Source organism: Corynebacterium tuberculostearicum (genome assembly GCF_030229345.1).
GTDB classification, from domain to species: Bacteria; Actinomycetota; Actinomycetes; order Mycobacteriales; family Mycobacteriaceae; genus Corynebacterium; species Corynebacterium tuberculostearicum_G.
In genome coordinates this window covers 63,075-86,474 of record NZ_JASPGP010000004.1, presented here as the reverse complement: position 1 = coordinate 86,474, position 23,400 = coordinate 63,075, and the positions used below count along the sequence as shown (strand labels likewise).

The following is a 23,400-nucleotide window of genomic DNA, read 5'->3' as shown; positions in this document are numbered from 1 at the left end:
GAGTGAGGGCTAATTAGCCACGCAAGCTGCGGTCCTTGATGAAGCGGTTGGACTGCGGCTGGAAAAGCAGCGCGAGGGCGACGATCAAGGTGATGGGGATAATCAGCAACCCGAGCCCGCCGATGCCGAGCGCGAGGGCGGCGATATTGGTAAAAAGCGCGAACGCGATGACCGCGGTAATGATGCGGCGCGCCCACTTGGACCCGCCGGCCAGCTGCGCCGCGAAGAGCGCAAGCAGGATGGCACCGACGGAGTTGGTCACCGCGACAAACAGGCGATTGGAGTGGAGGTACTCCGCGACCTGCGCATTCTGCGGCTCCACCTGTGGCCCGCCCGAGCCGAAGATGCCCACCATGCCGCTGACCAGCATGATCACGGCGCTGACGACGAGCACCCAATATGCCCAGCGCAGTGGCCGCGGCCACGCGTCGAGGCTCTCTTTGGCGGAGGTGTTTCGGGCCGCGCGGTTATAGTCGCGGGGCCCGGGCCGCTCGGTGTTATTCATCGCTTGTCCTCCCGGTCATTGCGGCTGGCACGGTCAGCACGCTTGCCGCCGTCGCGGTTGCCGCGCTGGTCGTCCTTGGAGCGCTTGCGCTCTTCCTCGGCGCGCTTCTTCTCGCGCTGCGCTTGCTCGAGTTCCTTTTCCAGCTCGCGCATCTGCTCGAGTTCGCCGGTGTAGTCCAAGGTCTCGGCCCGCACGGAGAAAATCAGGCCGAGGACCGCCGCGACGCCGACAAGGATCTGCACCATGCCATCGGCGGCAAAGAGCCAATCGGGCACGTCCGCGCCGGCCGGGGTGACCATGAAGGTCAGCAGAATGCGGAATCCGAAGTACAGCGAGAAGGCGAACCACACGCGGCGCGAGGTGCCGACCCGCTTGCTGCGGTTTGCAAGGGACCGCAACAGGAAGGCCAGCAGCACGATAATCGCAAGCGAAATGGCCGCCGAAAGGGCGACGGAGCCGTAGGCGGCGGCGCGGAGGAAGGCGTCGGAAAGCTGGGCTTCATCCACGCCGGCCGGTGCGGATTTGGCCATGTCCTTGGCCTGCGACATGAGTACGTCGTGGTTGAGCAGCGTGAGCACCACGTTGAGCACCTGGTGCACGGCCTCGCCGCACAGCGCGCCCAGCCACAGCCACAGCATGTACGTCACGGACTCCGGCCGCTGCTGCTGCCGCGGCGGGCGTTGCGTGCGTGGCGGGCGCGGGGCAGGGGCGGGCGACGGGGGCGTAGCAGTCACAAGGGTCCTTTACTTGAGCAGGCGGGCGGCTTCGGTAGCGAAGTAGGTCAGAATCTGATCGGCGCCGGCGCGCTTGAATGCGGTCAGGGACTCGAGCATGATGGCTTCGCCGTCGATCCACCCGTTGGCGGCCGCAGCCTTGACCATCGCGTACTCGCCGGAGACCTGGTAGACCGCAACCGGCACGGGAGAAGTCTCCGCCACGGCCGAAAGCACGTCCAGGTAGGGCAGGCCGGGCTTGACCATAACGAAGTCCGCGCCCTCGTCGATGTCGAGCTCGGCCTCGAGCAGAGACTCGCGGAAGTTGCGCGGATCCTGCTGGTAGGTGCGGCGGTCGCCTTCCAGGGAGGAACCGACGGCATCGCGGAACGGGCCGAAGAAGGCGGAGGCGTACTTGGCGGAATAGGCCATGATGGCCACGTCCTCGTGGCCGGCCTCGTCGAGATCGGCGCGGATGGCGCCGACCTGGCCGTCCATCATGCCCGACGGGGAGACGATCTGGGCGCCGGCGCGGGCTTGGGAGCGGGCCATGTCTTGGTAGAGCTTGACGGATTCGTCGTTAAGCACGCGGCCCTTGTCATCCAGCACGCCGCAGTGGCCGTGGGAGGTGAACTCGTCGAGGCAGGTATCGGCCATAACGATGAGGTCATCGCCGAATTCCTCGTGCAGGCAGGAAATACCGCGGTTCAAAATGCCCTGTGGGTCCCAGGCGACGGAGCCGGTGTCATCCTTGTCCTCATCGAGCGGCACACCGAAAAGGTCGATGCACGGCACGCCGGCCTCCAACGCCTCCTCGGCCGCGCGGCGCAGGGAATCGAAGGTGTGCTGGTAGACGCCCGGCATGGAGGGAATCTCGCGCGGGGCGTCGAGTCCGTCCACGATGAACATGGGCAGAATCAGGTCCGAGGGGCGGACCTCGGTTTCGGCCACGAGGTTGCGCATCTGCGGGGTGGTGCGCAGGCGGCGTGGGCGGCGGGCTGGGAAGGTGCTCATTGGGTACTCCTTAGAGCGAGACTAAAACTTATGCCTTGTCGACCTTAGTAGCCTTCTTGCGCGAACGGCGTTTCTTGCGCGGCGCGGGCAGGTTTCCGGCGGCGCGGAGGGCGGCGACGTGGTCTGCGAGGGCGTCGACAAGCGAGGGCACGTCCGCAACCTCGGGCACGACATCGACGCGCAGGCCCATCTCTTCCGCGGCCGCTCTTGCCGACGGCCCGATACACGCGATGATCGTCCGCTGGTGCGGTTTGCCCGCAATGCCCACCAGATTGCGCACGGTGGACCCGGAGGTAAAGGCGACGGCGTCGAAGCCGCCGGTCTTGATCATGTCGCGGATTTCGGCCGAGGGCGGGGCGGCGCGGACGGTGCGGTAGGCCACGACGTCATCGACCTCCCAGTCCAAGGCCTTGAGCCCGTCAACTAGGGTATCGGCCGCGATATCGGCGCGCGGGAGCAGGACGCGGCCGACGGCGTCGATGTCTTCTACGAAGTTGGGGAAGACATCAAGCAGGCCCTCGGCGTTCTGCTTCTTCTTGTGTGGCAGAAGCTCCGGAACCATGCCTTTGGCGCGGATGGCGGCCGCGGTTTTGGTGCCCACGGCCGCGAGGTGGACGCCGGCGAAATCGCGGGCGTCGAGGCCGAGCTGGGCGATCTTGTCCCACACCGCGGTCACGGCGTTGACGGAGGTGAAGACGATCCACTTGTAGCGGCCCTCGACGATGCCCTTGATGGCGCGGTCCATCTGCGCCGGGTTGCGCGGCGGCTCGATGGAGATGGTGGGCACGTTTTGCGGGATGGCGCCGTAGCCGGCCAGGCGCGCGGACATCGGGCCGGCCTGCTCCTTGGTGCGCGGGACGAGCACGCGCCAGCCATAGAGCGGGCGGTTTTCCCACCAGGAGTACTTGGTGCGGTCGTCGATGCTGCGGCCGAGGGTGACCACGAGCGGGCCGGTGAGGTCCGCGTCGAGCTTGCCCATGGTGCCCAGCGTGGTCTCATAGGTGCGCTGCAGGCGGGTGGTGCCGTGGACGGTGACAAATGCCTCGGTCTCGGCCGGCATGCCGCGCTGCTGCAGCTCATCGGAGATGACTGGCAGGTCTTCCTTGGTGGCCTGCAGGACGATGGGCTGGGTGGCGTTAGCCAGCGCGTCCCAATCGGCGCCGTCGGTAACGTCGGCCTCAGTATAGGTCGAACCGAGCGCAATGCCGGCAAAGGACGGCACGGTAGACGGCAGGGACATGCCCGGCACTACCTGGAATTCCAGGCCGGCAGACGCCACGGCGTTGATCTCGGCCTTGATGGACTCGCGGTGCAGCGGGTTGCCGGTGACCAGGCGGATGACATCCTCACCATCGGCCTCGACCAAGCACTCGCGCAGCTGGCCGACGATATCTTCGGCCGGCTCGTACAACACCGCGGCCGTTGGCGGCGCGGGGCGCGGTGGTTTGCGGCGCGCGCCCTTGGCTTTGGCATCGGCGCACATTTGGGCGTATTCGGCCTCGGCGGCGTCGAGAAGCTCTTGCGGAACGGGCAGCGCGGCGGCGACGGCATCGCGCACGCCCTGCATGACCTGCGGATCGGTCACGGCGATGGCACTATTTGCCAGAACCTCGCGGGCGCGGACGGTCAGCAGGTCGGGATTACCTGGACCAGCGCCCACAAAGACGATCTTGCCCAATTGGGTGTCTGGCGCGGCATTGCTCATAAAGTTCTTTTCTAAAATCGGGCGCGCGGCACCGCGCACGGACATGATCGCATGCGGTGTGGTTCCCCGCGCCGGCGGTGGGTGACACGGTCTTAACGGCCAAAATCCCAGGCCTTGCGTCCTGGGATGCCCTTAAAGGGGGCCGGATCATTGCGGGACAATGATCTGTGGTATCTACACCTTAAATTATTAGCGCCTAAAGGCGAAATTACTTGCCCAGCAGCTCGGCCGCGCCACCGGCGAAAAGCTCGTCCGAGATGCGCGCGCCAAGATCGGCGGCTTCGGCCGCGGAGCCGGAGGCGGTGGCGGTGAGCTGGCGGGATCCGTCGAGTGCAAAGACGCCGCCGCGCACGGTGAGCTGGTCGCCGTCCCAGCGCGAGGTGGCGGCCACTGGCGCAGTACAGCCGGCCTCGAGGCGGGCCAGCACGGCGCGCTCACCGGCAGCGGCGGCCGAGGCGCGGTCGTCGACAATAGCGTCTAGGGCCGCGGCGGCCTCAGTGCCGGCCACGGCCTCGATGGCGAGTGCGCCCTGGGCCGGCGCCGGCATGAAGACGGAGGGTTCGAAGATTTCGGTGGCGCGGTCCGCGTAGCCGCCGCGCAGCAGACCGGCGTAGGCCAGCAGAACGGCGTCGAGCTCGCCGTCGGTGACCTTGGACATGCGGGTATCGATGTTGCCGCGCAGCGGGCGAATCTCCAAGTCCGGGCGGAGGGCGGCGAGCTGGGAGATGCGGCGCGGGGCGGAGGTGCCCACGCGCGCGCCCTGCGGCAGCTGCGCCAGGCTCAGGCCATCGCGGGCGACGAGCGCCTCGCGGGAATCCTGGCGCTGCGGCACCACGAGGCGGAAGCGTTCATCGGGCGCGGTAGGCAGGTCCTTAAACGAGTGCACAGCAATATCGCACTCGCCGGCATAGAGCGCCTCGCGCAGCGCCTGGGTAAATACGCCGATGCCGATGCGCTCGACCGGCGCCATATTGACGTCGCCGGCGGTGGTGACGATGTGGAGTTGGGAGTCAAAGCCGGCGTCGATAAGCCAATCGCGCACATGGCCGGCCTGGGTGGTGGCGAGCTTGGAGCCGCGGGTACCAATCTGAAACATTTAGGCCTCCTTAGTCATGGTGGGCAGTTCATTGACGGCCACGGACACCCCGGAGCCTTCCAGCTGCAGGCCAAAGAGCTCCTGCAGGGCGCTTTCGCTGCTGACACTGCTTTCCGACGCCGCCAGCTTCTTCGCCCTAACCGTCGGTTCATGCAGCAGTTTATCGGCCACGCGCTTGAGCGCGCGCTGCACGTCCTCGAGCTGCTTGCCCGCGAGCTCGGGGTGCTTGTGCTGCAGGCGCGCGGCCTCGCACTCGACGAGATCGGCCGCGCGGCGGTGCAGGGCGCTTACGGCTGGGGCGACGTCGCGCACGCGCTGGGCCGAGGTATAGGCCGCCAGTTCCTCGTCGACGATGTGGCGGGCCTGCGCGTGCGGGCTGGTACCGGCCGCGACATCGGTATCGGCGGCCGAAAGCGACTTGCTCAGACGCTCGATATTGACCAAGTCCACGCCCTCGGCCGCGGCGGCGGCATCGTCGATATCGCGCGGCAGGGAGAGATCAATGAGCATGAGATCGCGGCCGGCGGGGAGGTCGGCGGCTTCGATGGTGAAGTTATCGGCGCCGGTGGCGGAGATGGCTAGGTCGACGTCGGAAAGCGCGGCGGCGCGCTCAGAAAAGTCCACGACGCGGGTGGCAACGCCCGCCTCCTCGGCGTGGCTGGCCAGGCGCTCGGCGCGCTCGCGGGTGCGATTGGCCAGCACCAACTCCTTGACGCCCAGACGGCCGGCGTGGGTGGCGGCGAGGGACGCCATGGCGCCCGCGCCGAGCACCAGCGCGGTCTTGCCGGTCAGGTCCGCGGCGTCGAGGCGCTGCAGAGCCTGGTCGAAGGCGAAGGACACCATGGAGGCGCCGGCCTCGTCGATATCGGTCTCGGAGTGCACGCGCTTGCCGGCCCGCAGCGCGGCCTGCGCCAGCGCGTGGATGCGCGGGCCGACCGTGCCCTGCTCGGAGGCGGACTGGTAGGCGCTGCGCACCTGGCCGATGATCTGCTGCTCGCCCACCACCATGGAATCCAGGCCGGAGGTCACGGACATCAGGTGCTCGGCCGCGGCGTCGGCATAGCGCACGTAGAGGTAGTTGCGCAGCTCCTGCTCTCCCACGCCCGAAACCTGGGTGAGCACGCGCACGACTTCCTGCACGCCAGCGTGGAAGGAGTTGGTGACGGTGTAGACCTCCATGCGGTTGCAGGTGGAGATAATCATGGCCTCTGAAAGTGGCTCGGCCGCCACGAGTTGCCCGCAGGCGGAATCCTGGACCGCACTATCCATGCTCAGCTTCTCCAGCAGCGCCACCGGCGCCGACTGGTGGGACATGCCCACGACGAGCACGCTCATGCACAACACTCCTCAACCCTTTGATTGATTTTAATCCTCCAAAAGACTACCCGTCGGTGTCGCGGATCCCGAATCAACCGGCCAACTCGGCCGCTAACTCCTCGTTATCTACTTCCCAGCAGGCAAACTCTTCGCCGTCGATGACCACAACGGGCACGCGGTCGCCGAACTCCATGGCCAGCTCCGCGTCCTCATCCACGTTACGCACGGCAAGCTCCGCGCCTGCCTGCTTGACGACGGGGGTGATCTGCTCCCTCACGCGCGCGCAAGAACCGCAGGTGGTGCGCACCATGAGCTCGACGAGATGCTGAGACATATTCTCCTCACAAGGACGGCGGCGGTCGAAACCATTACTATGGACACGTTAGTCCACCCCGCGTTTGCGAAAGCTGTTTGTCTCACTCGTGTCCGCTACCACTCCCCCAGGGTTCCCCGAATCCCCCCGCGACTTCTTGGCCAATTGGACCGCCTCGCGCGGCAATCTGCGTAATTTCTTGGAGACCCAAGCGCTCGCCCCGTTGGACGAGGAATCGCAGCGCACCGCCGGTGAGGCCGCGGCCGCCGCGGCGCTGGAGGAATTTGGGCTGGAGTTGGAAGATTTTGCTTCCGGCGTGGACTCGGTCACCGGCTCCTATGACGCGGCTGGCGCGCAGCGCATCACCGCCCAGGACCCAGACGTGCCGGTGGATGTGGGCGCGGCAGCGTTTTTCGACGTCGACAACACCCTCATCCAAGGCTCTTCCCTCGTGGAGTTCGCCTTTGGCTTGGCGCGCAAGCGCTACTTCCGGCTTTCTGAGATCCTGCCGATTGCGTGGAAGCAACTCAAGTTCCGCGTCTCCGGCAGCGAAAATGCCAAGGACGTGGCCGTCGGCCGCGCGCAGGCGCTGGAGTTTGTCAAAGGCCGCAGCGTCGACGAGCTGGTGGAACTATGCGAGGAAATCGTGGACGCCTCGCTGGCCCGCCGCGCCTACCCCGGCACCACGCAGCTCGCGGAGATGCACCTAGCCGCCGGCCAGCAGGTATGGCTGGTCACCGCCACGCCGGTCCAGCTGGCACAGGTGCTCGCCCGGCGCTTCGGGTTTACGGGCGCGCTCGGCACCGTCGCGGAGGTCAAGGACGGCAAATTCACCGGCCGGCTGGTCGGCGATATCCTGCACGGCCCCGGCAAGAAGCACGCCGTGGCCGCGCTCGCGACCATCGAAGGCCTCGACCTCTCGCGCTGCACCGCGTATTCGGATTCCGCCAACGATGTGCCGATGCTGTCCATGGTCGGCACCGCCGTGGCCATTAACCCAGACCGCAAGCTGCGCGATATTGCTGGCGACCGCGGCTGGCTCGTGCGCGACTATCGCTCCGTGCGCCGCGCCATCCGCACCTATGGCCTCCCTGCGCTGGCCACCGCCGCCTTTTCCTATGGCGGCTGGCGCTACTACCGGCGGTAGCCAGGGCGGTAGCGGGCGCTGGGGGACGTCGGCAAGCATGCAAAAGCCCTCCGCACAATGGCGGAGGGCAAGAAGCGGGCTGGGGTTTACTTGCCCAGCTTACGGCGCTGCACGCGGGTGCGGCGCAGCATCTTGCGGTGCTTCTTCTTGGACATGCGCTTGCGGCGCTTCTTAATGACGGAACCCATGGAGTCCTCACTTTCGTGTAGTACGTACTGTCAAACTTGTCAGCGCTAAAACGGCGAAGGTGCACTCTTGCCGCCGTGGCCACACGGACCGCGGGCCACATCAGCGAGCCGACACGAATGCACACCATCTTACCCAGCACCCAGCCCGTGACCAAAAAGGGCCCGCGACAACAACAGTGAGAAACAACAGCGCCCACCACCGCTGACCACGAGGGCCAACAGAGGTGGGCGCTGTCTGTGCGGCGCGAGCCTAGGCTCCGTAAACGGAAGCCTCCAGGTACTCGTTGACGGCAGACTCGTGAACGCGGAAGGAGCGTCCGACGCGAACAGCCGGCATTTCGCCTGCGTGAACCAAACGGTAGACGGTCATCTTGGAGACGCGCATAATCTCGGCGACCTCCGCGATCGTCAGAAAGGTTCCCTTTTCTTCATTTGCCATATATATCTAACCCTTCAGCTCGTTACGCGCTGTAGGCTTCCCCTCCCACAGGACTTCACGCACGTGCTTGCCCTAGCCTATCGTGAAACATGTGACTAATGCGACCCAAGTGCCAAATTTTTTCACAGCATTCATTAGGGTTTCCCCTAAAAGCGCTGCTTAACACCCGCCCCAACACTCCCGGGTGGGTACACCCCCACCACGGGGAGGTCGCACACGGCGGCGCTAGCCGAGCTCCTTGGCCTTATCGGAGCAGGCTTCTGCCGCGCGGTAGAACGCGCCGCGCAGGCCGGACTCCTCCAACTCGCGGACGGCGGCCGCGGTAGTGCCGCCCGGCGAGGTTACGCCAGCGCGCAGCTGGGTGGCCGAGCGGCCGGAGCTAGCCAGCATCTCACCAGAGCCGGCTGCGGCCTGGGCGGCAAGCTTCTCGGCGACGTCGCGGGGAAGGCCGAGCTGCACGCCGGCATCGACAAGCGCTTCTGCCACAAGGAAGAAATAGGCCGGGGAGGATCCCGCCAGTGCGGTGGCGGCGTCGATATTCTTCTCTGGGATGACCGCTACCTCGCCGACGGCCTCCAGCAGCTCGCGCACGCCGTCCATCTGGGCGTCGCTCACGTGCTCACCGGCCGCGCAGGTGCACATGCCGCGGCGCACCAACATGGGGGTATTGGGCATTACGCGCACCACCGGCACGCCTTCGCCCGCCGCACCCTGCAGCTGCTCGAGCGTCAGGCCCGCTGCCATGGACACGACCACGGCATCCTTGGCCGGTTCAAGGCCTTCGAGCAGGTCCAGGATGGCGTAGGGCTTCACGCACGCGAAGATATAGTCCGCGCCGTCCACCGCCGCCGCATTATCGCTGGTGGTGGCGACGCCATAAGTTTCTTTGAGTTCCTGGCTGCGGGATTCGGTGCGGTTAGTGACCGTGATATCCGAGACCGCAAAGCCCGAAGCTACGAGTCCCGAGGTCAAAGCCTCACCGATTTGTCCGCCGCCTAAAATTGCAATCTTTGTCATAGTCTCCACCATGCCAAAAATGCGGAACCCCGGCTACCGCGTGGGGTAACCGGGGCGTCGACAAGCGGGGGCTTAGAGCATAACCAGCAGCAGCGGGCCGAAGGTCAGGATAAGGCCGGTAAAGCCGGCCAGGAACATGGAGAATCCATCGCGCGCGGTGCGCAGGGCGTGCGTCACGCCCACCATAATCGCGGTGACGCACAACGCGAGGATGGCGACGATCACGCGCGGGAAGCTATCCCACAGAATCTCAAAGCCCTTGAAGATGACAATCGCCAGCAAGATGCCCGCGACAATCATCAGCAGGATGGAAACTGGGTTGAGCTTCTCGTGCTCTTCCTCGATCCACTCTTCGTCGTCCTCAATCTTGGGCAGGTTGCCGGTTTCCTCGGCATCCTTAGCGACGCCCGCCTTCTTCGACGCCGGCACCGCCGCCGCAGCGGCCGCTCCAGCGCCTGCAGCGGCAGCTCCCGCTCCAGCTGCCTTCGCGCCCTTGTCGGCCTTCGGCTTTTCAGCAACGGGCTTCGCTGCGGTGGCCTTGTCCGCGCCGGCCTTGTCAGCGGTCGGCTTCTCCGCTGCAGGCTTGGCCGTAGCTGCGTTCGCCGCGGCAGGCTTGGTGGCAGCCGGCTTAGCGTCGTCCGCCTTTGCCTTATCCACGCGCTGGATTACCGCGGTGTCATCGGCAGAAGGCTGCTTCTTCTTCGCCGCCTCCTGTACCGCGCCGGCAGCGGCAGGCTTCTTTGCGGTGGACTTCTTCGCGGAGTCGGCATCGGTCGCGTCGGCAGCCTTGGGGGCGCGGATGACGGGAGCGTCCTCGTCGATGGAGACGGAGGTGTGCTTGGCCTCGGCAGGCGAAGCCTTGACCTTCTTGAGGTTGCCGGTTAGCTCGGCAACGGAGATGCCGCCTTCATCGAGGCTGCGGCGGTGGCGGCGCGAACGCTTGTCGTCCTTGCCGCCCTTTTCGCCGCGGGCCTTTTTATCGCGAGCCAGCAGCTCTGCCACGGTCAACTTGTTCTTGTCAGCCATGATCTCTTCCTATTCCAATCCCTTGTCGGTCCGGCGCAAAATGACGCCCTCACGCAGCGCCCACGGGCAGATTTCCAGCTTCTCGATGTCCAAGGCTCGCATGGATGCCTCGGCCACTAGAGCGCCGGCAACGATTTGGTGCGATCGGTTAGAACTTACACCTTCTAGGTCCGCTCTGTCTGCCGCAGTCATGCGAGAGATAAAGGAGATCAACTGGCGCAGACCCGGTGCAGTCAACGTGCGCTTGACGTATGGGCCGGCAGACGAAGGTGCGGCACCGGTCAGGCGGGCCAGCGTACGGAAGGTTTTGGAGGTACCCACGGCAAGGCCAGCGGGGCCCATGGCCTTCATCTGCTGGGCGGCGTCCTCAAGCTCCGCATCAATGAAATCGCGCAGCGCGCTTACCTTTTTCTTCTCTGGCGGGTCGGTGTCGAACCAATTATGGGTCAACCGGCCAGCGCCCAGGTCGAGGGAGAAGGCAAGGTCTGGGTGCTCGTCGGTACCGGTGGACAGCTCTAGCGAGCCGCCGCCGATGTCCAGGTTGGTAATGCGGCCGGCGGACCAGCCGTACCAGCGGCGTGCGGAGAGGAAGGTCAGTTGGGCTTCTTCCACGCCGGAGAGGATCTGCAGGCGTACGCCGGTCTGCTTTTCCACCTCATCGAGCACGGCCTCGGAATTGGGTGCAGAGCGCACCGCCGAGGTAGCAAAGGCGATAAATTCCGCGCAGCCCAGCTTATCGCCTAGCTCGCTCGCCTCCGCCACGGCGCTGACCAGCTTCTTTACACCCTTTTCATGGATGTTGCCCTTCTTGTCCAGCTGTTCTACCAGCCGGAGCGGGGTCTTCCAATCGCTCATCGGAGTGGGCCGCCCGCCCGTCGCGGCATCGACCGCAACGAGGTGGACGGTATTGCTTCCGACGTCTAATACACCTAATCGCACACTAATAGCGTAGTAGGTCTACCGTGGTTAGGTGTGAATCGCCCAAAATCTGACACGGTATACCTAGGTTTTCCCGCGAGCTCGCCCGCGGCGGCGTCGATAAGAGCGGGCCGCGAAGAGGCCCCTGATTTCCCGCGGGAGTGGTTCGAATTTACCAACCCGAACGACCCACACCACGTCTTTTCCATCGACCTGACATGGGTGGAATCGCACTACAGCTGCCAATTTGGGACGTCGGCATGCCGGGGCATCGATAAGAGCCAGCCCGAGGTGGGCTGCTGCGTGCATGGCGCCTATATGGCCGATGAGGAAGACCGCGACCAGCTTTACGACGCCGTCTCGCGCATGCCCGCCAAGTATTGGCAGCTGCGCCCAGCGGGGGTAGATGAGTTCCTCGCGCAGGACGCTACGGACGAGTTGGAGCCATGGCTGGAGTGGGACGAGCTCGACGGCGAGGACGGCGAGCCGGAACCGGCGCTAAAGACCCCCATTGTGGATGGCGCGTGCATTTTTGCCAACCGCGCCGGCTGGGCAACGGGTACGGGCTGCGCGCTACACCAGTGGGCTGTCGATACCGGCGAGGAGCTCACGGTGGTAAAACCCGAGGTGTGCTGGCAGCTGCCGCTGCGCCGGTACGAAGACTATGAAGAGCGCCCGGATGGGCAGGAGATTTTGCGCACGCAGATCGGCGAGTATGACCGCCGCGGTTGGGGCAATGGCGGCGAGGACTTTGATTGGTATTGTTCGGCCGATGCTGCCTGCCATGCCAACCCGCTGCCGATGTGGCAGTCGCACGAGGACGAGCTGGTAGCGCTCATGGGCCGGGAGTCCTATGAGATTCTGGCCGCGCACTGCAAGGCCCGCGCCGCGGCGGCCGAGCACGGCGTCCAGCTCACGCAGCACCCGGCCAGCGTGAAGGCCGGGAGCCTACAGGCAGGAAGCCAGCAGGCGGAGAGCTAGAGCTCGAATTTATAGCCCAGGCCGCGCACCGTAACCAGGTGCTTCGGGCGGGAGGGCTGCTCCTCGATCTTGGAACGCAGGCGCTTGACGTGAACATCGAGCGTCTTGGTGTCGCCAACATAATCGGCGCCCCAGATGCGGTCAATGAGCTGGCCGCGGGTAAGTACGCGGCCGGCGTTGCGCAGCAGGTACTCCAGGAGGTCGAACTCTTTAAGAGGCATGGATACCGGCTCATCCGCCACGGTAACGGTGTGGCGTTCCACGTCCATCTTGACGCGACCGCCCTCGAGGATCTGCTCGGCTACGTCTTCTTCGGCCTCGGTATCGGCACCGGCTCCGGAATCGTGGCCGCGGCGCAGAACCGCGCGGATACGCGCGATGAGCTCGCGGGAGGAATAGGGCTTGGTCACGTAGTCATCGGCGCCCAGCTCGAGGCCGACAACCTTGTCGATCTCGGAATCGCGCGCGGTCACCATGATGACCGGCACGGAAGAAGTGGTGCGCAGCTGCTTGCAAACCTCGGTGCCAGACATGCCGGGCAGCATGAGGTCTAGAAGGACGATATCGATGTCGTTAGCGGCAAACTTTTCCAGCGCGGTGGGGCCATCGTGCGCGATGATCGGCTCGAAGCCCTCCTTGCGGAGGAGAAATGCCAGCGGATCTGCCAGCGACTCTTCATCTTCAACGATGAGGATGGTGGTCATTGTGCTTTATCCTTTCGACGTGCTGCGACGCGTGCTACTGCACGCGGGAGCCCAGGCGCCGCCGCAGTGACGGCATCCTTTTTCTCATTATCCTTCATGCCAGCATCCTGCGCTGGCTTTTCTTCCCTGTAGATAGGCAACTCAATGGTGAATGTGGAACCGGTACCGGGTCGGGACCACAGTTTGATGTTGCCGCCGTGGTTGGCCACCACGTGTTTAACAATTGCTAATCCTAGGCCAGTGCCTCCGGTCTGCCGCGACCGGGCTTGGTCTACGCGGAAGAAGCGCTCGAAGACGCGCTTTTGATCATCTGGTGCGATGCCGATGCCGCGGTCGGTGACACGGATGAGCACGACCCCGCCATCCACCACTTTCTGGGAGACCGATACCGGCATCTTCTCCGGCGAATAGTTAATCGCGTTGGAGATGAGGTTAGACAGTGCGGTAACCAGCAGGGACCTATCTCCTTTGACCTGCACGCCAACGGAGGCGCCCCGGTTGAGCTCGATGGAGCGGGCCTCCGCAGCCAGTTGGTTGCGCGAGAGCGCTTCCTCGATGAGGTCATCGACGGCCAACGGTTCCATCTCTGGCAGCGCCTCAGCGCCCTGCAGCTTGGACAGGGAAATAAGCTCGCTGACCATATCGGCCATGCGGTTGGCTTCCTTGTAGACCTTGTTGCCAAAGTACTCCACGGTTTCCGGGTCACCGGGGTCTTGTAACAGGGCCTCGGCCAGCAGGGCAATGCCGCCGACGGGGGTCTTGAGCTCGTGGGAGACGTTTGCCACGAAGTCGCGGCGTGCGGATTCCATGCGGACGTTTTCGCTCTCATCGGTGCCGTAAATGATGACAAAGCGGCCGTCGTTAAGCGTCAGCGGCTTAATGACCGCCTTGAACTGGGTGACGCGGTGGCCCGTGCGGCGCTTGGGAATGGCCAGGTCGACGGTGCGGGTCTCCTTGTCCTCGAAGACCTCCTGCGCGGTCTGCCACACGTCCGGGTTCACGGCGCGATCATGCACCAGGGACATCTCGTGGGCTGCCGGATTGGACATGACGATTTCTTGGCTGCGGTCCAGCACCGCCAGGGCCGTCGGCGAGCCCTGCACGGCCAAGTGCAGCACCTGGCTGACCGTCGTGACCTGGTTGGCCTCGGCATCGGTGGCTTGGCGGTAGCGCGCAATGCGCCCGCGCAGCCAAGAAATCACCGGCAGCGCCAACCCGCAGGCCACCACGCCGGCGGCAAAGGAAAGAATCAATTCCACGTGTCTACCCTATCCACCACAAAGTCCCCAGGGAATACTCCCCGGGGACTGTGGCGCAGTTTCTTACTTACCACCCTGCGCAGCAACGGCGGCGGCACCGGCAGCGGCGGCTTCCGGATCCAGGTAGGTGCCACCTGGGTTTACTACGGAGCCATCCTCGGTGATCTCATAGACCAGCGGGATGCCGGTCGGAATATTCAGGCCGGCAATATCATCATCGGAGATATTGTCCAGGTGCTTGACCAGTGCGCGCAGGGAGTTGCCGTGCGCGGCGATGAGCACGGTCTCGCCCTTCTTGGCACGTGGGAGGATTTCCTCCTCGAAGTACGGCACGAAGCGGGCGACGACGTCCTTCAGGCACTCGGTCTGCGGGACCTTATCCAGGTCCGCGTAGCGTGGGTCATTGGTCTGGGAGTACTCGGAGTCATCGGCCAGCTCCGGCGGGCGCGTGTCATAGGAGCGGCGCCATGCCATGAACTTTTCCTCACCGTATTCTTCCTTGGTCTCGGCCTTGTTCAGGCCCTGCAGGGCGCCGTAGTGGCGCTCGTTGAGGCGCCAGTCGCGCACCACTGGGATCCAGTGGCGGTCGGCGGCGTTGAGAGCGATGTTCGCGGTGCGGATAGCACGGCGCAGAAGAGAGGTATAGAGTACATCGGGCAGAACGCCTTCCTGCGCGAGCAGCTCACCGCCGCGCTTGGCTTCCGCCTCGCCCTTTTCGGTCAGATCTACATCAACCCAGCCAGTGAACTGGTTGGACTCGTTCCACTTGGATTGGCCATGGCGAAGAAGAATCAGTTTTCCGTTAGTCATGCCTCCAGCATGCCACGAAATTATTACCGGCGTCGGGGTTTAATCCCCAATCGCCCGCCGTTGATGGCAATCCGGGACCTCGATGCGGCTGGCCTCGTCATAGATTTCTGCGAGCGCGGCGGCGGAGCTGGCCCAGCTAAAGCGCGCGGCGTGGGCGACGGCGGCTTCGCCCATGGCGATGCGCATGGGGTCGTCGTCAAGCAGGCGGGCTAGAGCATCGGCCCAGTCGGACGGGTCATGCGAGTGCACCAGCAAGCCGGTCTCCCCGTCGGCCACGGCTATGGGCAGCCCGCCGACGGCCGCGGCTACCACCGGCGTGCCAGAGGCCTGGGCCTCCAGCGACACTAGGCCGAAGGACTCGTTATAGCTAGGCACCGCTACGATATCGGCCGCGCGGTAGACCCCCACCAGCTCCTCTGGCGGGCGGGCTCCCAAAAAGCGCACGCGCTTATCGACGCCCAACTCACGCGCCAACTCCCTATACGCCTCCGGCGCCGTATTGGCCCCCGATGGTCCGCCACAGATGACCACGCGCAGGTTGCGGGTCGGTTCGCGGCGGAAGAGCTCGGCCGTGGCACGAATGAGGACCTCTGGGCCCTTGAATTTTTGCAGGCGCCCCACAAAGGCCACCACCTTGGTGTGCAGTGGAATGCCCAGCTCGCGGCGGGAGCGCTCCGTATTGCGGTCCGTACCTGGGGTAAAAAGCTCGACGTCGGCGCCGGGAGAGACCACGCGAATGATGTCGCACTCGGCGTCGTAGTGCTCGGCCAGGTCGCGGGCCTCTTGCTCGGTATTGACCACGAGCAGGTCCGCGTTATCCACTAGTTGCTGCTCGCAGATGCGGCGGGCCTCGGACTCCAAGGTGTCATCCGCGGTACGGGAGGCGTTCTTCACCGCGGCGAGGGTATGGGCCGTGTGGATGAGCGGGATGCCCCAGAGATCCCGCAGTAGCCAGCCCACCTGACCGGAGAGCCAGTAGTGCGAGTGAATAAGGTCATATTTCTTGCCCTGCCACTTGGCAAATTGCACCATGCCGCCCGCGAAAGCGGCCAGCTGGGTAGGCAGATCCTCTTTATCCAGGCCCTCGTACGGCCCGGCGACGATATTAATAACGCGCAGGTGGGGTTCAACCTCAATGATTTCGCCTTGGCTAGGCCGCGTCGCGCGAGTGTAGACGTCCACCTCTATTCCCCGGCGAGCCAGTTGGCGCGCACTATTGAGGACGTAGACGTTCATGCCGCCGGCGTCCCCCGAGCCGGGCTGTTCAATCGGCGAGGTATGCATAGAGATCATGGCGATGCGCATGGCGCTCAATTCTACCGGCGCTATACTGGCCCCTGCCAGAAACCTACGCCACCGAAAGGTAAAGTTTTGTCCGCATACGAATCACAGGCTTGGCTCCAGTATTACCCGGAATGGACACCGCACCACCTCGAGTACGGCGACACCACGTTGCTGGATATCTACGACAACAACCTTGAGGTCAACGCCGATAAACCGGCCACCTACTTCTTCGGGCGCACCCAAACGTATGCGGAGCTGGACCGTCAGGTTCGCGCTGCGGCCGCTGGCTTGAAGGCCTTCGGCGTGCGCCCCGGTGACCGCGTCGCCATCGTGGCGCCAAACTCGCCGCAGTACATCGCGGCGTTCTACGCCATCTTGAAGCTGGGCGCCCAGGTGGTGCTGCACAACCCGCTCTACACCGCCCACGAGCTGGAGGGTCTCTTCCAGGATCACGGCGCGCGCATCGCCATCGCCTGGGATAAGGCAGCGCCGACCTTGGAGAAGCTGCGCGCGACCACCAACCTGGAAACGGTCGTGTCCATCAACATGATCAACGCCATGCCTACCTTGCAGCGCGCGGCCCTGCGCCTGCCCATCCCGCCACTGAAATCAAAGCGCGAGCAGCTATCGTCCCCGGCGCCCAATACCGTGCCGTGGGAGACCCTGGTGGGCAATGCCATCGGCGGCGACGGCAGCGATATCACCACGCCGGAGGACGTGGACAAGGACACCATCGCACTCATCATGTACACCTCCGGCACCACCGGAAAACCCAAGGGCGCCATGCTCTCGCACGGCAACCTGTTTTCTAACCTGATGCAGGGCAAGGCGTGGGTTCCTGGCCTGGGCGATAAGCCCGAGCGCATGCTCGCCGCCCTCCCCTTCTTCCACGCGTATGGCCTGACCATGAACGTAACCTTGGCGCAGTTCATCGGCGGCGAGTTAGTCATCCTGCCCAAGCCAGATATGTCGCTCATCATGCAGCTGATGAAGAAGCACACCCCGACCTGGGTACCGGGCGTGCCGACGCTCTACGAGCGCATCGTGAAGGCCGCCGAGGATCAGGAAATCCCCATCAAGGGTGTACGCGCGGCCTTCTCCGGCGCGTCTACCCTGCCTTCGGACACGGTCAACAAGTGGGAGAACTACACCGGCGGCCTCTTGGTGGAGGGCTATGGCCTCACCGAGTGCTCGCCGATTATCGTGGGCAACCCCATGAGCACCGACCGCCGCCCGGGCTACGTGGGCATCCCGTTCCCGGATACCCAGGTGCGCATTGCCAACCCGGATAACCTGGACGAGACCCAGCCGGACGGCGTTGAGGGCGAGGTGCTGGCCCGCGGCCCGCAGATCTTCAAGGGCTACCTCAACAATGAAGAGGCCACCGAGGCCGCCTTCCACGGCGAGTGGTTCCGCACCGGTGACATGGGTGTCATGGAAGAAGACGGCTTCATCCGCCTGGTCAGCCGCATCAAGGAGATCATCATTACCGGCGGCTTCAACGTGTACCCGGGCGAGGTGGAAGAAATCCTGCGCGAGCACCCGAGCATTGATGACGTCGCCGTGGTCGGCCGCCCGCGCGAGGACGGCTCCGAGGACGTCGTGGCCTGCCTCGACCTCGCCGATGGCGCCGCCCTGGATCCGGAGGGACTCAAGGACTACTGCCGCGAGCGCCTGACCCGCTACAAAGTCCCGCGCACCTTCTACCACTTTGAGGAGCTGGCCAAGGACCAGATGGGCAAGATCCGCCGCCGCGAGGTCCAGGCTGACCTCATCCGCCGCCTCGAGGCCGAACAGAACTAACATGTTCCGCCTCATCGATAGCCCCCTCGGACCCCTGCGCTTGCAGGCGAGCCCGCGGGGGCTTTCCCGCGTCGAATTCACCGCGGCCAGCACCCCGCTGGAAGCGGTGGGCGGTGTGGATGAAGGGGGCATCGATAAGCGCAGCGCGGACGTGCTCGACGCCGCCCAGGCACAGCTCGCGGAGTATTTCGCCGGCCAGCGCCGCGCCTTTGAACTGCCCCTCGACCCGCCTGCGACGACCGACTTTCGCGCCGCGGTGCATGCGCGACTGGCCGAGATTGGCTATGGGGAGACGGTCACCTACCGCGACGTCGCCAAGCTGCTGGGCCGGCCCGGCGCGACGCGGGCCGTGGGCAGTGCGTGCGGCGCCAATCCCCTGCTCATCGTGCGGCCATGCCACCGTGTGCTGCGCAGCGACGGCGGGCTCGGTGGCTATGCGGGCGGTCTGGACGCCAAACGCTTTTTGCTAACACTAGAAGAAAACTAGAGGGATTCCTCATATTTGAGATATGCTATCCCCTCAGAAATAGTTTTTGTAGCCAAACGAAAGGTTTTCCGCGTGTCCGCTTCCACCTCCCGAGCCTGGCTCGAGCACTACAGCGATTGGACCCCACACACGCTGGACTATGGCGATAAAACCATCGTCGACTACTACCGCAATAACCTGCGAGTCAATGGCAATAAATCCGCCACCTACTTCTTCGGTAAGACGCAGACCTACGCGGAGCTCGATACCCAGGTGCGCGCCGCTGCGGCCGGGCTCAAAGCTTTTGGCATTCGCCCCGGCGACAAGGTCGCCATCGTGCTACCGAACTGCCCCCAGCACGTCGCGGCCTTCTACGCGGTGCAATTGCTTGGCGCCACCGTGGTCGAACACAACCCGCTCTACACCGCCCCGGAGCTAGAAGGCTTGCTCAATGACCACGGCGCGCGCGTGGCCATCTCCTGGGATAAAACCGCCTCCACGCTAGAAAGGCTGCGCTCGACCACCCCGCTGGAGACCATCGTCTCCGTCAACATGGTCGATGCCATGCCACCGCTCAAGCGCCTCGCGCTGCGCCTGCCCATCCCACCGCTGGCCGCCAAGCGCGAGCAGCTCACCAGCCCCGCGCCCAATACCGTGGAGTGGTCCACCCTCATCGGCGCGGCCATTGGCGGCGATGGCTCGGACCTCGACGTCCCTGAGATCTCCCAGGACGATATTGCGCTCATCCTCTATACCTCCGGCACCACCGGAAAGCCCAAGGGTGCCCTGCTCTCACACGGCAACCTCATTGCCAATGCCATCCAAGGTAAGGCCTGGGTGCCACAGATGGGCAAGCAACAAGAGCGCTTCCTCGCGGCACTGCCCATCTTCCACGCCTATGGCATGACCACGTTGTGCATCTTCAGCATCTACCTTGGCGCCGAGCTCATCCTGGTCCCCTCCCCGCAGATGCCGCTGATTATGGACATCGTAAAGAAGCGCACGCCTACCTGGCTGCCGGGCGTGCCCACGCTGTATCAGAAGATCATGGACGCGGCGGAAGAAAAGGACGTCGACTTAAGCGGCATCCGCAATGCTTTCTCCGGCGCCGCCACGCTGCCCGTAGAGATTGTGGAGCGCTGGGAAGCCTTGACCGGCGGCCGGCTGGTGGAGGGCTTCGGCATGACGGAGACTTCCCCGGTACTTACGGCCAATCCCATGAATGGCAAGCACCGCCCCGGCTATGTGGGCGTGCCTTTCCCGGATACGGAGGTGCGCATTGCCAATCCCGATAACCTGGATGAAACCCAGCCCGACGGCCAACCGGGTGAGATGCTCGCGCGCGGCCCACAGATCTTCCAAGGCTATTTTGGCAATGCCGCGGCCACCGAAAAGACCTTCCACAATGGCTGGTTCCGCACCGGCGATATGGCACTCATGGAGCCGGATGGCTATATCAAGCTGGTCAGCCGCATCAAAGAAATCATCATCACCGGCGGCTTCAACGTGTATCCCGCCGAGGTGGAAGAGGCCATTGCCCAGCATCCCGACGTCGTGGAGGTCGCCGCCGTGGGTCGCCCGCGCCAAGATGGCTCCGAGGACGTCGTCGGCTGCGTCACCTTGCGCGATGGCGCCGTGCTCGATCCCGAGGGTTTGAAAGAATTCTGCCGCGAGCGCCTGACCCGCTACAAGGTCCCGCGCACGTTCTATCACTTTGAGGATTTAGCGCGCGACAATCTGGGTAAGATTCGCCGCCACCAGGTACGCAAGGACCTACTCGAGCTGCTGGAGGCAAAGGCCTAAACTTAGCGGCTATGGCAGACATTCATTACGGCGCTACCCTGACGGATTTCCTCGCGGCCGCCGTCGCCAGGTTTCCCCAGCGCCCCGCCACCTATTTCGCTGGCCAGACGCTGACCTATGGCGAGCTCGACGCCCAGGTGGCGGCCGCGGCTGGGGCCCTGCGCGAGATGGGTGTGCGCCCCGGCGACCGCGTGGCGCTCCTGCTGCCCAATTGCCCGCAGCACGTGGTGGCATTCTTCGCCATTCTGCGCCTGGGCGCGGTGGTGGTGGAGCACAATCCGCGCTATACCGCGCACGAGCTCACCCCGCTGCTCGCCCACCATGGCGCCCGCGTGGCGATTGCCTGGGAGGACATCGCCCCCACCGTCTCCGCGCAGGTAGAGACCACCATCTCCGTTTCCCTCAGCGAGCCGCTTCCCCTCAGCGGCGCCCCGGTGGAACCGCACCCTGCCGCACTTGCCGACGCCGCCCTTATCCTCTACACCTCCGGCACCACCGCCCAGCCTAAGGGCGTGGTCTTAACCCACGGCAACCTCGCGGCCAACTGCCTGCAGCTGGAAACCCAGGCCCCGCTGCGCCCCGGACACGAGCGCTTTCTGGCCGCACTGCCCATGTTCCATTCCTATGGCCTGACTATGAGCGTGCTCCTCGCGGTGCGCTGCGCGGCCGAGATCATCCTGCTGCCTGCCCCACACACCGACGCGGTGACCAAGGCGCTTGCTGCCCGCCGCCCCACCTGGATGCCGGGCGTGCCCACCATCTACGAGCGCGCCATGGCGGCCACGCCCTCGGCCGCAGACACAGCCGCTTCTGACGCGCCCGCGGACCTCGGCGGGGTGCGCTACTCCATCTCGGGCGCGGCTTCCCTCCCCTCGCGCATCATTGAGCCGTGGGAGGCGCGCACCGGCGGCATGCTGGTGGAAGGCTATGGGCTTACGGAGACCTCTCCCGTGCTGACTATCAATCCCCTCGATGACACCCGGCGCGCCGGCACCATCGGCCTGCCGCTGCCGGATACGCAGCTGCGCATCGGCGATCCTCACGACCTCAGCCGCACCCAGCCGGATGGCGAGGCCGGCGAGATCCTCGCCCGCGGCCCGCAAGTCTTTAGCGGCTACCTTGCCGACGCCCCCGCCACCGCCGCCGCCTTCCACGACGGCTGGTTCCGCACCGGGGACATGGGCGTGCGCCAGCCTGACGGCCATATCCGGTTGGTGGGCCGCATCAAGGAAATCATCATCACCGGTGGCTTCAATGTCTATCCCGGCGAGGTCGAGGAGGCTTTAACCTCCCATCCTGATATTGCCCAGGCCGCGGTCGTCGGCGTTCCTCGCTCCGATGGTTCAGAAGACGTCGCCGCCTGCGTGGTGCTTGCCCCCGGCGCGCAGCTCGACGAGTCCGCCTTGCGCGACCATTGCCGCGTGTTGGTGGCGCGCTATAAGGTCCCGCAGCGCTTCTTTGCCATGGAGGCGCTCGCCAGCGATCAGCTGGGCAAGCTGCGCCGCCGCGATGTCCAGCGCGATCTCCTCGCGCTACTCAACCAGGGCTAGCCTTCTTCCTGCCCTCCCCGGCGCACCGCCTGTTGGTAGATGCGCTCAGAACGTTCCTCAAGGTCGTGCTGGGCGCGGGCTTGGGACTTAGCGGCGGCGTCGGAACGCGGCGGGGTCTGGATATGCCGCGCGGCGTGCAGACCCAATTGCAGCTCTTTGGCGCGCAGGATCTCCGCATCGAGCTTGATGCCCAGAATGAGCATCGTATTAGATAGCCATACGGCCATGAATACGGCCATGATGAGGCTGAAGGCGCCATAGACGCTGGCTCCGGCAAAGCGCTGGGTATACAGCGCAAATGCGCCCCACACCACAACATTGGTGCTCAGCGCTACAACGGAGCCTAGGGTTATCCACCGAAAGCGCGCCGGCCGCACGTTCGGGGAAAAGTGATACAAGATAGCGATCAAGCTCAGCACGATCACCACGGTGAGCGGGAAGCGCAGCCAATTCCACACTGGCATGAAGATCCCACCCAAAAAGTCCGCGGTGCCTTGCATCTCCAGTTTGCCCGCGAGCGGATCGATGACGCCGCTCACGATGGTATCGCGCAGCAGGTTAGCAAAGAGCACGATGACCGCACCGATGACGAGGACGATGGTCAGCCCCCACATCAACGCCCAAGTGCGGATGATTCCGCGGCCCTCTACTCGCCCATAGACGGTATTGGCCGTGCGCGAGAAGGCGCGCACATAGGCCGAGGCGGCAAAGAGCGAAATCAGCACGGATACCACCAGCGCGAAGGTGCCTTGCGCCGTGGAACCAATGATGGAGCCCACGAGCTTTTCCGCCTGCTCCGTCATGGAACTGGGCACGTAGTCCGCAATGAACTGTGAGGTTAATTCGTGTACCTCGGCGCGCCGCGAGGAAAAGATGAGCGTGGCTATCGAATAAGCCGCGAGCACCGTGGGGGCAAAGGCCATGAGCGTGAAGTACGTCATCGTGGCCGCACGATCCATCAAGGCATCGTGAAAGAAATCGGCCCACACGCGGCGCACCACCAGCCCCCAGCTTTCCTTGCGCAAGCGGTTGCCGCGGGCCAGGGGATCTACTTCCTCGGTGTGGCCCTCAATTTTGACCACAGTGGGCGCGGTGCTGGGCACGATCTTATCCGCCCCCTCGTACTCGGATTCGCTCACCGGAGTGGCCGCGGCGCTCGACGGAGTGCCGGCAGGCTGGCGGCCGGCAGGCTGTTCGCCGGCGGGCTGCTCGCCGTCAGGCTGTTCGGCAGAAGGCAAGTCCCCAGGGGTGCGTGTGGCGCCGGGGACCTCGGCTGCGTCGTCGAGAGTGCTCATGTTATCCCAGCGTATGCGGTAAAGAATCTATTTCAGGAAGTGACACT

The 23,400-nt window shown here is 64.7% G+C and carries 23 protein-coding genes; 6 read left to right on the top strand and 17 right to left on the bottom strand.

Features of this window, described 5'->3' with window-relative positions:
• Positions 1 to 13: 13 nt before the first annotated feature.
• From QP884_RS04150 to QP884_RS04120, 7 genes are all read right to left on the bottom strand, one after another.
• Positions 14 to 505 (bottom strand): tellurium resistance protein TerC, encoded by a 492-nt coding sequence (locus QP884_RS04150; protein ID WP_250413605.1) that lies wholly within the window; start codon positions 503 to 505, stop codon positions 14 to 16.
• Positions 502 to 1,239: a hypothetical protein gene (locus QP884_RS04145; protein ID WP_284820880.1), complete on the bottom strand. Its 738-nt coding sequence runs from the start codon at positions 1,237 to 1,239 to the stop codon at positions 502 to 504. Before QP884_RS04145 ends, QP884_RS04150 begins: the two co-directional genes overlap by 4 nt.
• 9 nt (positions 1,240 to 1,248) lie before the next feature.
• Positions 1,249 to 2,232 carry a porphobilinogen synthase gene (hemB, locus tag QP884_RS04140; RefSeq protein ID WP_284820878.1) on the bottom strand — a complete coding sequence of 328 codons (984 nt, stop codon included), beginning with the start codon at positions 2,230 to 2,232 and terminating at the stop codon, positions 1,249 to 1,251.
• 28 nt (positions 2,233 to 2,260) lie between these two features.
• A complete protein-coding gene (locus QP884_RS04135; protein ID WP_284820876.1) occupies positions 2,261 to 3,937 on the bottom strand; it encodes a uroporphyrinogen-III synthase in 1,677 nt (558 codons plus the stop codon).
• 208 nt (positions 3,938 to 4,145) lie between these two features.
• Positions 4,146 to 5,033: a hydroxymethylbilane synthase gene (gene hemC / locus QP884_RS04130; protein WP_284820874.1), complete on the bottom strand. Its 888-nt coding sequence runs from the start codon at positions 5,031 to 5,033 to the stop codon at positions 4,146 to 4,148.
• Positions 5,034 to 6,368, bottom strand: a complete 1,335-nt coding sequence (locus QP884_RS04125) for a glutamyl-tRNA reductase (RefSeq protein WP_284820873.1) — start codon at positions 6,366 to 6,368, stop codon at positions 5,034 to 5,036.
• Between the two features lie 73 nt (positions 6,369 to 6,441).
• A complete protein-coding gene (locus QP884_RS04120) occupies positions 6,442 to 6,684 on the bottom strand; it encodes a glutaredoxin family protein (protein ID WP_150851354.1) in 243 nt (80 codons plus the stop codon).
• A gap of 88 nt (positions 6,685 to 6,772) precedes the next feature.
• On the opposite strand from QP884_RS04120, the gene QP884_RS04115 reads away from it, so the two are divergent.
• The gene (locus QP884_RS04115) at positions 6,773 to 7,810 is read left to right on the top strand and encodes an HAD family hydrolase (protein ID WP_284766078.1); all 1,038 of its coding nucleotides are present in this window, start codon (positions 6,773 to 6,775) and stop codon (positions 7,808 to 7,810) included.
• A gap of 86 nt (positions 7,811 to 7,896) precedes the next feature.
• Here QP884_RS04115 and QP884_RS04110 read toward each other — a convergent pair whose 3' ends face one another.
• The 5 genes from QP884_RS04110 to QP884_RS04090 form a co-directional block, all read right to left on the bottom strand.
• Complete coding sequence (locus tag QP884_RS04110) at positions 7,897 to 7,998, bottom strand: 30S ribosomal protein bS22 (protein ID WP_003855542.1); 102 nt, start codon at positions 7,996 to 7,998, stop codon at positions 7,897 to 7,899.
• A gap of 250 nt (positions 7,999 to 8,248) precedes the next feature.
• Positions 8,249 to 8,437, bottom strand: a complete 189-nt coding sequence (locus QP884_RS04105) for a helix-turn-helix domain-containing protein (protein ID WP_005276651.1) — start codon at positions 8,435 to 8,437, stop codon at positions 8,249 to 8,251.
• 225 nt (positions 8,438 to 8,662) lie between these two features.
• Positions 8,663 to 9,454, bottom strand: a complete 792-nt coding sequence (gene proC / locus QP884_RS04100; protein ID WP_284820871.1) for a pyrroline-5-carboxylate reductase — start codon at positions 9,452 to 9,454, stop codon at positions 8,663 to 8,665.
• A 72-nt stretch (positions 9,455 to 9,526) separates the two neighbouring features.
• Positions 9,527 to 10,480: a tripartite tricarboxylate transporter TctB family protein gene (locus tag QP884_RS04095; RefSeq protein ID WP_284820870.1), complete on the bottom strand. Its 954-nt coding sequence runs from the start codon at positions 10,478 to 10,480 to the stop codon at positions 9,527 to 9,529.
• Positions 10,481 to 10,489: 9 nt separating this feature from the next.
• Positions 10,490 to 11,419 carry a Ppx/GppA phosphatase family protein gene (locus QP884_RS04090; RefSeq protein ID WP_239193825.1) on the bottom strand — a complete coding sequence of 310 codons (930 nt, stop codon included), beginning with the start codon at positions 11,417 to 11,419 and terminating at the stop codon, positions 10,490 to 10,492.
• Positions 11,420 to 11,452: 33 nt separating this feature from the next.
• Between QP884_RS04090 and QP884_RS04085 the strand changes: the two genes are divergently transcribed.
• Complete coding sequence (locus QP884_RS04085; protein WP_284768379.1) at positions 11,453 to 12,379, top strand: hypothetical protein; 927 nt, start codon at positions 11,453 to 11,455, stop codon at positions 12,377 to 12,379.
• On the opposite strand, the gene QP884_RS04080 is transcribed toward QP884_RS04085, so the two are convergent.
• The 4 genes from QP884_RS04080 to mshA all read right to left on the bottom strand — a co-directional run bounded on the left by QP884_RS04080 (position 12,376) and on the right by mshA (position 16,457).
• Positions 12,376 to 13,083: a response regulator transcription factor gene (locus tag QP884_RS04080; RefSeq protein WP_284820868.1), complete on the bottom strand. Its 708-nt coding sequence runs from the start codon at positions 13,081 to 13,083 to the stop codon at positions 12,376 to 12,378. The genes QP884_RS04085 and QP884_RS04080 overlap by 4 nt on opposite strands.
• Complete coding sequence (locus tag QP884_RS04075; protein ID WP_284820866.1) at positions 13,080 to 14,342, bottom strand: sensor histidine kinase; 1,263 nt, start codon at positions 14,340 to 14,342, stop codon at positions 13,080 to 13,082. The genes QP884_RS04080 and QP884_RS04075 overlap by 4 nt, the downstream gene beginning before the upstream one ends.
• Before the next feature lie 63 nt (positions 14,343 to 14,405).
• Positions 14,406 to 15,152 (bottom strand): phosphoglyceromutase, encoded by a 747-nt coding sequence (locus QP884_RS04070; RefSeq protein ID WP_200435960.1) that lies wholly within the window; start codon positions 15,150 to 15,152, stop codon positions 14,406 to 14,408.
• Between the two features lie 39 nt (positions 15,153 to 15,191).
• Positions 15,192 to 16,457 carry a D-inositol-3-phosphate glycosyltransferase gene (mshA, locus tag QP884_RS04065; protein WP_284820865.1) on the bottom strand — a complete coding sequence of 422 codons (1,266 nt, stop codon included), beginning with the start codon at positions 16,455 to 16,457 and terminating at the stop codon, positions 15,192 to 15,194.
• 66 nt (positions 16,458 to 16,523) lie between these two features.
• On the opposite strand from mshA, the gene QP884_RS04060 reads away from it, so the two are divergent.
• The 4 genes from QP884_RS04060 to QP884_RS04045 all read left to right on the top strand — a co-directional run bounded on the left by QP884_RS04060 (position 16,524) and on the right by QP884_RS04045 (position 22,058).
• On the top strand, positions 16,524 to 18,239 hold the full coding sequence (locus QP884_RS04060) for a long-chain-fatty-acid--CoA ligase (protein ID WP_284820864.1): 1,716 nt from the start codon (positions 16,524 to 16,526) through the stop codon (positions 18,237 to 18,239).
• 1 nt (position 18,240) lies between these two features.
• Positions 18,241 to 18,726, top strand: a complete 486-nt coding sequence (locus QP884_RS04055; protein WP_284820863.1) for a methylated-DNA--[protein]-cysteine S-methyltransferase — start codon at positions 18,241 to 18,243, stop codon at positions 18,724 to 18,726.
• Between the two features lie 72 nt (positions 18,727 to 18,798).
• Positions 18,799 to 20,508 carry a long-chain-fatty-acid--CoA ligase gene (locus QP884_RS04050; protein ID WP_284820861.1) on the top strand — a complete coding sequence of 570 codons (1,710 nt, stop codon included), beginning with the start codon at positions 18,799 to 18,801 and terminating at the stop codon, positions 20,506 to 20,508.
• An 11-nt stretch (positions 20,509 to 20,519) separates the two neighbouring features.
• Complete coding sequence (locus QP884_RS04045) at positions 20,520 to 22,058, top strand: AMP-binding protein (RefSeq protein WP_284820860.1); 1,539 nt, start codon at positions 20,520 to 20,522, stop codon at positions 22,056 to 22,058.
• Here QP884_RS04045 and QP884_RS04040 read toward each other — a convergent pair.
• Entirely contained in the window at positions 22,055 to 23,353 is a 1,299-nt protein-coding gene (locus QP884_RS04040; protein WP_284820858.1) for a YihY/virulence factor BrkB family protein, read from the bottom strand. The two genes, QP884_RS04045 and QP884_RS04040, sit on opposite strands and share 4 nt — an antisense overlap.
• Between the last annotated feature and the right edge of the window lie 47 nt (positions 23,354 to 23,400).

Coding starts and splice junctions, on each gene's coding strand:
- QP884_RS04150 (WP_250413605.1), bottom strand. CDS start 505: ATGAATAACACCGAGCGGCCCGGGCCCCGCGACTATAACCGCGCGGCC.
- hemB (WP_284820878.1), bottom strand. CDS start 2,232: ATGAGCACCTTCCCAGCCCGCCGCCCACGCCGCCTGCGCACCACCCCG.
- QP884_RS04135 (WP_284820876.1), bottom strand. CDS start 3,937: ATGAGCAATGCCGCGCCAGACACCCAATTGGGCAAGATCGTCTTTGTG.
- hemC (WP_284820874.1), bottom strand. CDS start 5,033: ATGTTTCAGATTGGTACCCGCGGCTCCAAGCTCGCCACCACCCAGGCC.
- QP884_RS04125 (WP_284820873.1), bottom strand. CDS start 6,368: ATGAGCGTGCTCGTCGTGGGCATGTCCCACCAGTCGGCGCCGGTGGCG.
- QP884_RS04120 (WP_150851354.1), bottom strand. CDS start 6,684: ATGTCTCAGCATCTCGTCGAGCTCATGGTGCGCACCACCTGCGGTTCT.
- QP884_RS04110 (WP_003855542.1), bottom strand. CDS start 7,998: ATGGGTTCCGTCATTAAGAAGCGCCGCAAGCGCATGTCCAAGAAGAAG.
- QP884_RS04105 (WP_005276651.1), bottom strand. CDS start 8,437: ATGGCAAATGAAGAAAAGGGAACCTTTCTGACGATCGCGGAGGTCGCC.
- proC (WP_284820871.1), bottom strand. CDS start 9,454: ATGACAAAGATTGCAATTTTAGGCGGCGGACAAATCGGTGAGGCTTTG.
- QP884_RS04095 (WP_284820870.1), bottom strand. CDS start 10,480: ATGGCTGACAAGAACAAGTTGACCGTGGCAGAGCTGCTGGCTCGCGAT.
- QP884_RS04080 (WP_284820868.1), bottom strand. CDS start 13,083: ATGACCACCATCCTCATCGTTGAAGATGAAGAGTCGCTGGCAGATCCG.
- QP884_RS04070 (WP_200435960.1), bottom strand. CDS start 15,152: ATGACTAACGGAAAACTGATTCTTCTTCGCCATGGCCAATCCAAGTGG.
- mshA (WP_284820865.1), bottom strand. CDS start 16,457: ATGCGCATCGCCATGATCTCTATGCATACCTCGCCGATTGAACAGCCC.
- QP884_RS04055 (WP_284820863.1), top strand. CDS start 18,241: ATGTTCCGCCTCATCGATAGCCCCCTCGGACCCCTGCGCTTGCAGGCG.
- QP884_RS04045 (WP_284820860.1), top strand. CDS start 20,520: ATGGCAGACATTCATTACGGCGCTACCCTGACGGATTTCCTCGCGGCC.
- QP884_RS04040 (WP_284820858.1), bottom strand. CDS start 23,353: ATGAGCACTCTCGACGACGCAGCCGAGGTCCCCGGCGCCACACGCACC.